A 7,333-nucleotide genomic window follows, 5' to 3' on the forward strand; every position below is an offset into this window, starting at 1 on the left:
GTGTTCCATGTCCGAGTTGTTCGAGGCGGTCGATGCGCTGGTCGCGTCCCGCTCCCCGTTGCCGCCCGCGGAGGAGCGCAAACGGCTGCGCACGGCGCACGGACTGACGCTGGACGAGGTCGCCACCGCGCTGAAGGTGCGGCGGGCCACGGTGTCCGGCTGGGAGTCGGCGAAGAAGCCGACCGAGCCACGCGGACTGGAGCGCGAGGCGTACGCACGACTGCTCCGGCAGCTCTCGGAGCTCTACCCCGCGCCGCCGCCCGACATGTTCACCGGCTCCTCCGACGACCCGGCGGAAGTGCCGCCCCAGCCCACAGGACCGGCCTCCGAGGCTGCGGTCATGACTGCAGCAGAGAGCACCCGGAACCCCGCCCCGACCCCCGTCACCCCAACCACTGTCACCCCGGCCCCCGTCGCCGCTGCCCCGGTGGCCACGTCCCGTCCGGCGACCACCACCAGGCCATCGACGTCGCACCGTCCCGGCACGCGGAGGGCAGTCCCGGCCGGCACTCCGGCAGGCACCCCGGCCGGTACCCCGGCGGGTGGCACCGACCCACGCTTCGAGAACGGCCCGCTGGCGGTCGTCGACGTCGAGGACGGGCAAGTACTGGCGTACTGCACCGGCGGTCTGGTCCTCGACGTGCCCGCCAGGTCGCTCCCGGCGCTGGTGGAGTGGACGCTGCGAGAGGCGAAGCTCGGACAGCCGAAGCTGGCCGGGCCCGGCAAGGACGCGGACCCCTTGCTCGTACTCACCGAGGCCGCCCTGGAGCGCTACGGCCTCCCCGTGGCCCTCACCGATGAGGAACGGCTCGCCGGGCGGATCCCGGAGAGCCACAAGGTCATCAAGCAGCTCTCGCGCGCGGAGTGGAAACTGACCAAGCGCGGCTTCGGGCCGTGGGCGCGGATCTACCGCCCCGCGACCGGTTCGGAGCGGGCCTGCGTGCAGCTGTGCATCCCGTCGTGGCACGCGCTGGACACCCGGCACTGGGGTACGGCCGGGCAGCTCCCACCGGCCGAACTCGCCCGCGTCCTGGGCGTGTACGCGTCCCGGGTGATGACACCGCGCGGCTCCACGGCCGTGACCGGGCTGGAGCTGATGACCGCGCTGCACCCGCCGACCCGGGCCTCCGAGCCGGATGCCGACGGCAAGCGGCACTCCGAGCACAACCCCGGCAGCCTCGGCAAGGACCCCGTGGACTGCGCGCCGTGCGAGGCCCCCGACGGCCACCCGGTCCTCAGGGACCTGCCGCGCTTCCACATCCGGGGACCTGCGGAGAAGCTGTTCGAGGAGGCGTACGACTGGGCGCGGCCGATGACCGACGCGGAGTGCACCCTGCGGCACCTGGTCGGCATCGACGTCAACATGGCTTTCGCGGCCGGCGCCAACGGCCTGACCGTCGGACTCGACGCGCCGACACACGTCACGAACCCGGTCTTCGATCCGAAGCTGCCCGGCTCCTGGCTCGTGGACCTGTCCCACGTCGACCTGTCCCGGGTGAGGGTCGGCAAGGACAAGTGGGTGCAGCTGGACGGCTCGCTGCTGCCCAGCCCTTTCACGCCGAAGGGCGAGCGGCCTGAGGGCCCGGCCTGGTACGCGACGCCCACCGTCGCCTATGCCCAGGAGCTCGGCTACGAGGTGCGCCCGACCGAGGCATGGGTGCGGCGTGCGAACGGCCGCTACCTGGACGGCTGGTACCAGCGACTGCGCGACGCCTACCTCGCCACGATGGCCGACCTCGGTGTCGACGCCGACCTCGCCCCGGCCGACTTCCTCGCGGCGATGGACCGTTACAAGAGCCGCGACCCGGAACTGGCGATCGTCGTGTCGGCGGTCAAGGCGACGGTGAAGGGCGGCCTGGGAAAGCTGCGCGAGCGGCCCCGCGGCGAGGGCTGGCGGCCGGGGGAGCCCTGGCGCGCCCTGTCCCGCCCGACCTGGCGGCCGGACATCCGCGCGGCGGTCATCTCCCGCACCCGGATCAACCTGCACCGCAAGATCGTCAAGCACGCCGCGTTCACCGGGCAGTACCCGGTCGCGATCCTGTCCGACTGCGTCGTCTACGCCGCGAGCGGCGAGAGCCCGCTGGACTTCCTGCCGTACCAGGACGGCAAGCCGCTGCCCGGCGGGTTCAAGCTCGGCATCAACCCCGGCCTGGTCAAGCACGAGGGCACACAGAGCGTGCTGTGGGGGGAGGAGGTCCGCGAGCGGTTCGACGCCCCGGAGCTCAACCTCGCCCGTTACATCAAGGACGGCGCCGTCACCGACGTCGACAACGGCGAGTAGGAGAAGGCGATGAGCCTGTTCGGGGACGGCCTGGACGCCGCCGTGCAGAAGGCGTTCACCCGCCCGGCACCCAAGGCCGCGGGTCCGCGGATGCGGTACCTGGTCAAACAGCTCAAGGGCACCAGACCGGTCGCCGAACTGCTCGGCATCTCCCAGCGAACCGTCGAGCGATACGTGAAGGACCAGCTCAAGAAGCCCCGCCCGGACCTCGCCGCACGCCTGGAGCGCGAGGTGATGAGGCGGTGGCAACCGCAGATCCGGGCCAAGGCACGGCAGAGAGCGGCGACGACCGGCGGCATCGTCATCGACACTCGCGCCCGCATGGGCTACACCGCGCCCATCGGATCCACGGACCAGGACCGCATCCGGCACCTGACAGTGGCCCTGCCACCGCAGTACGCCGCCCGCCTCTTCCACGCACAGGAGACCGGCGCCGGCGACCGCGAACTCAAGCAGATCGCGGCCGAAGCGCTCAAGGAGGTGTACTTCCAGGACGGCGGCCGCCGCGCCGGAACCCTGGAAGAAGTCCGCTTCACCGACGTCGAGCACCTCGAGTTCGAGCTCTAGCTGGTGATGGTGATAGCCGATCAGATCGACGAGAGCGTGGCGATGCAGCGCCTGGTTCGCAGGCCGAGAAGCAGCTAGCCCCAGCCATGCGGCCCCTCGGACTGCCCGCAGGTGCGCGAAGCGCCGAAGGGCGAATTCCCTCGCCGGATGGGCGTCTGCTTCCTCACCGGGGCAGTGGGCCTGCGGGTTCGGTGTCGTGAGCTGCGGTGCGCGCCGGGACGCGCGTTCCGCCGTGTAGGTGAACCCGGGCGGGGGAGCCCGGCCGATGCCGGGGCCCTGCGGGAGGGTGGATCCGCGCCATCCAACCAGCCCGTAGGGATGGCCGTGGGGGTCGTGCGGACGATGCCGAGATCGCGATCGACGGCGCCGAGTGGCCCGCCCGGGCATCCCGCGGGCTTGACGACCATGCGGAAGGACACCACACATGGGCTACGCGCCCGACGGCTACGGCCAGGTCAGCGTCGGCATCTACAACTGTCTGCCGCCCGACCGCCAGGTCGGCTACAACGCACCCGAAGAGATCTACCTCAAGCGGGCCCCCAAGGTCGAATTCTTCAGGGCGGGCCCCACATTCCGGGCGAGCTTTGACTACTCCGTGACGAAGTCCCAGATCGAGGCCGAGTTCCCGCTGTCCGAGGCATACAAGAAGTTCGGGATCGACGACAGCCAGGTTGCTCGAGTCCACGAGAACTGGACCGAGTGGGCCATCGGAACCCCGGAGAGGCTCAAGACGGCCGCGTGTTGGGCCGCGCCGTACGGGCCGGTCGCCCTCATGTCGGTCGCGAACGCGGAGTCTGGCCACTTCGCTGGGAAGCGTGTGGCGGTCGCGCCGTTCATCTGCGGGTCGACCCCGTTCGAGGGGGTGCAGAACAAGTCCTACGTCGATGAGGCGAGCATCTCGGTGACCGACTCCACCACGGAAGGGTGGGAGTTCGGCCTGGCCGCCGAGGCCGGCATGGAAAAGGACGGGACCAGCGTTAAGCAGACCGCCTCGTTCCGCTGGTCGAAGAGCACCACGCACACCACCGAGGTCCGCAAGAGCCACACTGAGTCCACCACCATCCCGGGCAGGGAAGGGCAGTGGACGAAGCTGGACATGCGTGCCTGCGCCGGCGTCTACTCCGGCTGGCTCAGGTATCTCAGCGGCGGCGAGTACGGCCTCTACCCGATGCGGGCCCCCGTCCAGGCCCCCGGCTTCCCCAACCCCGTGGCCGAACACCAGCTCCACGCCCCCGCCGACACCTACAGCGACGCCGAAGCCACCCTCCTGAGGGATTACCACCAGGCTGAAGATGACTACGCAAAGGCGCTGCAGGACACCATCACCGCAGGCCCCTCTGACAGCGACAGAGGCATCTTCGACGGTGTCAACCTGCACCTGATGAACGCCGATGCCGAACGCCGCCGCCTCCAGGCAGCCATCGACGCCCTCGGCATCTGACCCCCGAACCCGACACGAGCCCACAACAGCCTCGACATACAGCGGCCCGACTCACCACACCGGCGCGTCGGGCCGCTGTGCTGCTCGACACCGAAGAACCGCGCTCGACCGGTGGTCGGCGTCCGCCGATCGTGTGGCCACGCTTCCCGGAATGGTGCATCCGGCTCCGGAAGACGTCCGCGTGCCGGTCGACCGGGACCAGACAGTCCCACAGGACGAAGTCACCCCCTGGGGGTCTACCTCGTCCGACAACTACAGAACCTCGGCACGGCCAGTGAGCCGAAGCGGAAAACCTGTCGCAAAGGCGGAGTTCCTGTCATCCGGATCTACCGCCGGTGCGCGCACTTCGACACGCCCACCTACTCTCGGTTATCAGCACATTGCAATACGTGAGGATCTGGGATGTCCTACTCGCCACTTCTGGTCAAGCCTATGCGGGAAGAGCTGACCTCGATCGGGTTCAAGGAGTTGCTCACCCCCCTGGACGTGGACGCTGCGATGCAGGACGCCCAGAGGGGCTGACGCCGGTGGTCGTCAACGCCGTGTCTGGCACCACGGCCGACGTGGCCCGCTCTGGCGCCCGCATCGCTCTCGCGGGCGACTCCGGGTGCCCCCACAGGCTGCTGACCGTCTTCGCCGAACAGGACTGTGAAGCCCTCGCCCGGATGCGTGGTTACTTCGCGCACAGCCCGCCCTCCGAACCGTCGTTCGCCCCGTTCAAGGACGGCGAACCAGTCCATTTCCTCCCACGCCAGATCATCGAAAGACGTGACGCTGACGCCGCCAGGGTGCCCGCCGACCTGCGGAGCGGGTTCGACTAGTTCGGCAAATAGTCGCGATCGGCACTCGCTCGCGCACCCGCCGGCGGCAGAGCCGAGACGCCGAAGAACACGAACATCCGCGGCCTCCGGGAAGCTGCGCTGGTACAGGGAACCCCACCTTCTCTACAGCCCAGTCAGTGGCGGACCAGCGTGATTCCTGGCCCGCCAGCCCCATGGAGCACCCCAATCGCGGCTCTCCGGCGCCCAGGGTCGGTGCATCCTCGGCCCTAGGGGGCCTCCGGGTGCCCGACGGGGCCAACAGCCGATCGGGCGGCTGCGGCACGGTGGAAGGTGTTCGCCGACAACGGGGCCGAGCCAGGCGTGGGCTGATCAAGACATACGTGGCGGGTACTTCGTCGTGTGCGGTCGCGTGGTGGCGTGCTTTCGGTGGCTGAGGAGCTGTCGGGGGCAAGGGGCGGATTTTCGTCGATCGATCGGCGGGGGCGAAGGGCATGAACGCCCCAGGGCCCACTGAACAGTGCTTCGGGTGACCGCGTACGGGACACCAGGCGTGGGCGGGAACGGCAGCGGGGAACCTCCTGTCCTGCTGCTAAAGAGGGCGCAGCGCGTAGAGCCGGGCTGACCTGCACAAACGGTTTCTACAGCAAGTTCTGACGATCTGGCACCGGGTTCCCAGCATCGTGCACCCAGGTTGTAGGAGCAGGGCAGGCAGTTCCTCAGGCCTGAGTGCCCATGTCCTGTGATCTGTGACCACGGTTGCAGGAACTGACCAGATTGACGTGACGTTCATGAGGAAGACGCCGTTTCCAGGCGGGGAGCGGGGGTGTGGCGGATCGACGTCTGATTCAGCGACACGCCCTGGAGGCGGACTACATGAACTTCGCGCTCATGTACGTTAAGTTCATCTGGTCGGCCTGAGGGTCGCTACTCATACACGTTGAGGCAATGGCCGGCCACGGAGGGCCCATTGGGAGCAGTACGCAGACTGGTCGACGCCGACACGGGCGAGGCCATCCCCTATGCGCCCTACGCCTTCTCCGGTGAGCACATCCAGGTCGACAAGGCCAGGGTCGAGGCGATCACCGAGAGCAAGGAATTCACCCCGAGCCAGAAGTACATGGTCCTGTGGTGGATCGGAGTCTCTCCCCAGGGCATGGCACCGTTGAGGGCAACCGGCGCGGACATCGCCAAGAAGGTCGGGATGACCGCTGACGCCGTGGGAAAGATCAACCGGAAGCTTCTCAAACTGCGCATTCTGATCGAGCGTGGGCGCATCGGTAACTACCGGCTCTACCGGATCAGCCCGTACATTGCCTTCCACGGGACTGGGATCGAGCAACGGGAAGCGATCAAGACGTGCAACCCGCCGGACATTCCCGGCTTCGACAACACAACCCCCTTGCTGTGGGAGGCCCAGTGAACAACGACGACAAGCAGAAGCTCCTGGACGTCCTGCACCGCACCGCCGGCATGACCGCCAATCAGCGCCTGATCGTCATGCTCTACGCCATGCACCCCGCGGACCGCGCGGGCGCGGTCATCGAGACCGGCGCCAAGCTCGCCGAGCTCGTCGGCATGTCCCCGACCGTGTTCTCCCGCACCCGGCGCCAGGTGGTGGAGGCCGGCTGGCTTGAGGAATCCGAGCGGCTCGCGCACATCAGCTACTACAGACTCAGCGCGAAGAGCACCGGCGAGGACGTCGTCGTACCCCTGCGCCGAGCAACCTGATCGGCTCGGAAGAGCAGAGCTCATGTACGTAGGGTCAATGAGTACCGGTCCTGGGCGCGCTACTCATTGACCTCACGTACATGAGCCACCCGCGTTCCGGCCACGGGAGGCTGATTCATGCGTTTGATCAGACCTCCTCGGGCAAGGTCGAGAGCTTGGCCCGGCAAAGGTGATCACACACCAGCGGGCGCAGCCGGGGGAGCGCGATGCCGGTGCCCAGGGCCCTGAGGAACTCCAGGACCACCCTCCACTCCTGCCGTCTCGGGCTGGCCGGCGGGCGGTCGCTCGGGTAACAGGTGGCCGCCCAGAACGAGGCCGGGGCCTGGGCCCCTTGCGCGCGCTCCTCGCACTACGGCCGAGACGTGCTCCAGCTGCCAATCCTCGGACTCGGCTCGGCCCGGCGTTGTCGCCACGGCGGCTTCCGGTCCGGCACCGGGCAACGGCCACCCGCAGCCAACCCCGACTCCGATCCCGCCCCCGCCGCCCACCGGGCGACGGCCGCCCACCGGGCTGAGGTTCCCCCGAGATGCGGAG

Annotated in this window: 7 protein-coding genes; all 7 read left to right on the plus strand. The window is 68.8% G+C overall.

Features of this window, described 5'->3' with window-relative positions; genetic code table 11:
* Nucleotides 1-7 precede the first annotated feature (7 nt).
* The 7 genes from tap (at nucleotide 8) to VT52_RS31880 (ending at nucleotide 6,799) form a co-directional block, all read left to right on the plus strand.
* The gene (gene tap / locus VT52_RS31855) at nucleotides 8-2,281 is read left to right on the plus strand and encodes a telomere-associated protein Tap (RefSeq protein ID WP_046419117.1); all 2,274 of its coding nucleotides are present in this window, start codon (nucleotides 8-10) and stop codon (nucleotides 2,279-2,281) included.
* Between the two features lie 9 nt (nucleotides 2,282-2,290).
* Nucleotides 2,291-2,848, plus strand: a complete 558-nt coding sequence (gene tpg / locus VT52_RS31860; protein WP_046419119.1) for a telomere-protecting terminal protein Tpg — start codon at nucleotides 2,291-2,293, stop codon at nucleotides 2,846-2,848.
* A 424-nt stretch (nucleotides 2,849-3,272) separates the two neighbouring features.
* The gene (locus tag VT52_RS31865) at nucleotides 3,273-4,289 is read left to right on the plus strand and encodes a hypothetical protein (RefSeq protein WP_046419121.1); all 1,017 of its coding nucleotides are present in this window, start codon (nucleotides 3,273-3,275) and stop codon (nucleotides 4,287-4,289) included.
* A gap of 402 nt (nucleotides 4,290-4,691) precedes the next feature.
* Complete coding sequence (locus VT52_RS39465; protein ID WP_276207991.1) at nucleotides 4,692-4,811, plus strand: BrxA/BrxB family bacilliredoxin; 120 nt, start codon at nucleotides 4,692-4,694, stop codon at nucleotides 4,809-4,811.
* Between the two features lie 20 nt (nucleotides 4,812-4,831).
* Nucleotides 4,832-5,110, plus strand: a complete 279-nt coding sequence (locus tag VT52_RS31870) for a BrxA/BrxB family bacilliredoxin (RefSeq protein WP_276207992.1) — start codon at nucleotides 4,832-4,834, stop codon at nucleotides 5,108-5,110.
* A gap of 928 nt (nucleotides 5,111-6,038) precedes the next feature.
* Nucleotides 6,039-6,491 (plus strand): MarR family transcriptional regulator, encoded by a 453-nt coding sequence (locus VT52_RS31875; RefSeq protein ID WP_046419123.1) that lies wholly within the window; start codon nucleotides 6,039-6,041, stop codon nucleotides 6,489-6,491.
* Nucleotides 6,488-6,799 carry a hypothetical protein gene (locus VT52_RS31880; RefSeq protein WP_046419124.1) on the plus strand — a complete coding sequence of 104 codons (312 nt, stop codon included), beginning with the start codon at nucleotides 6,488-6,490 and terminating at the stop codon, nucleotides 6,797-6,799. The genes VT52_RS31875 and VT52_RS31880 overlap by 4 nt, the downstream gene beginning before the upstream one ends.
* The last annotated feature ends 534 nt before the right edge of the window (nucleotides 6,800-7,333 follow it).

Source organism: Streptomyces malaysiense, from assembly GCF_000980885.2.
In the GTDB taxonomy this organism is placed as follows: Bacteria; Actinomycetota; Actinomycetes; order Streptomycetales; family Streptomycetaceae; genus Streptomyces; species Streptomyces malaysiense.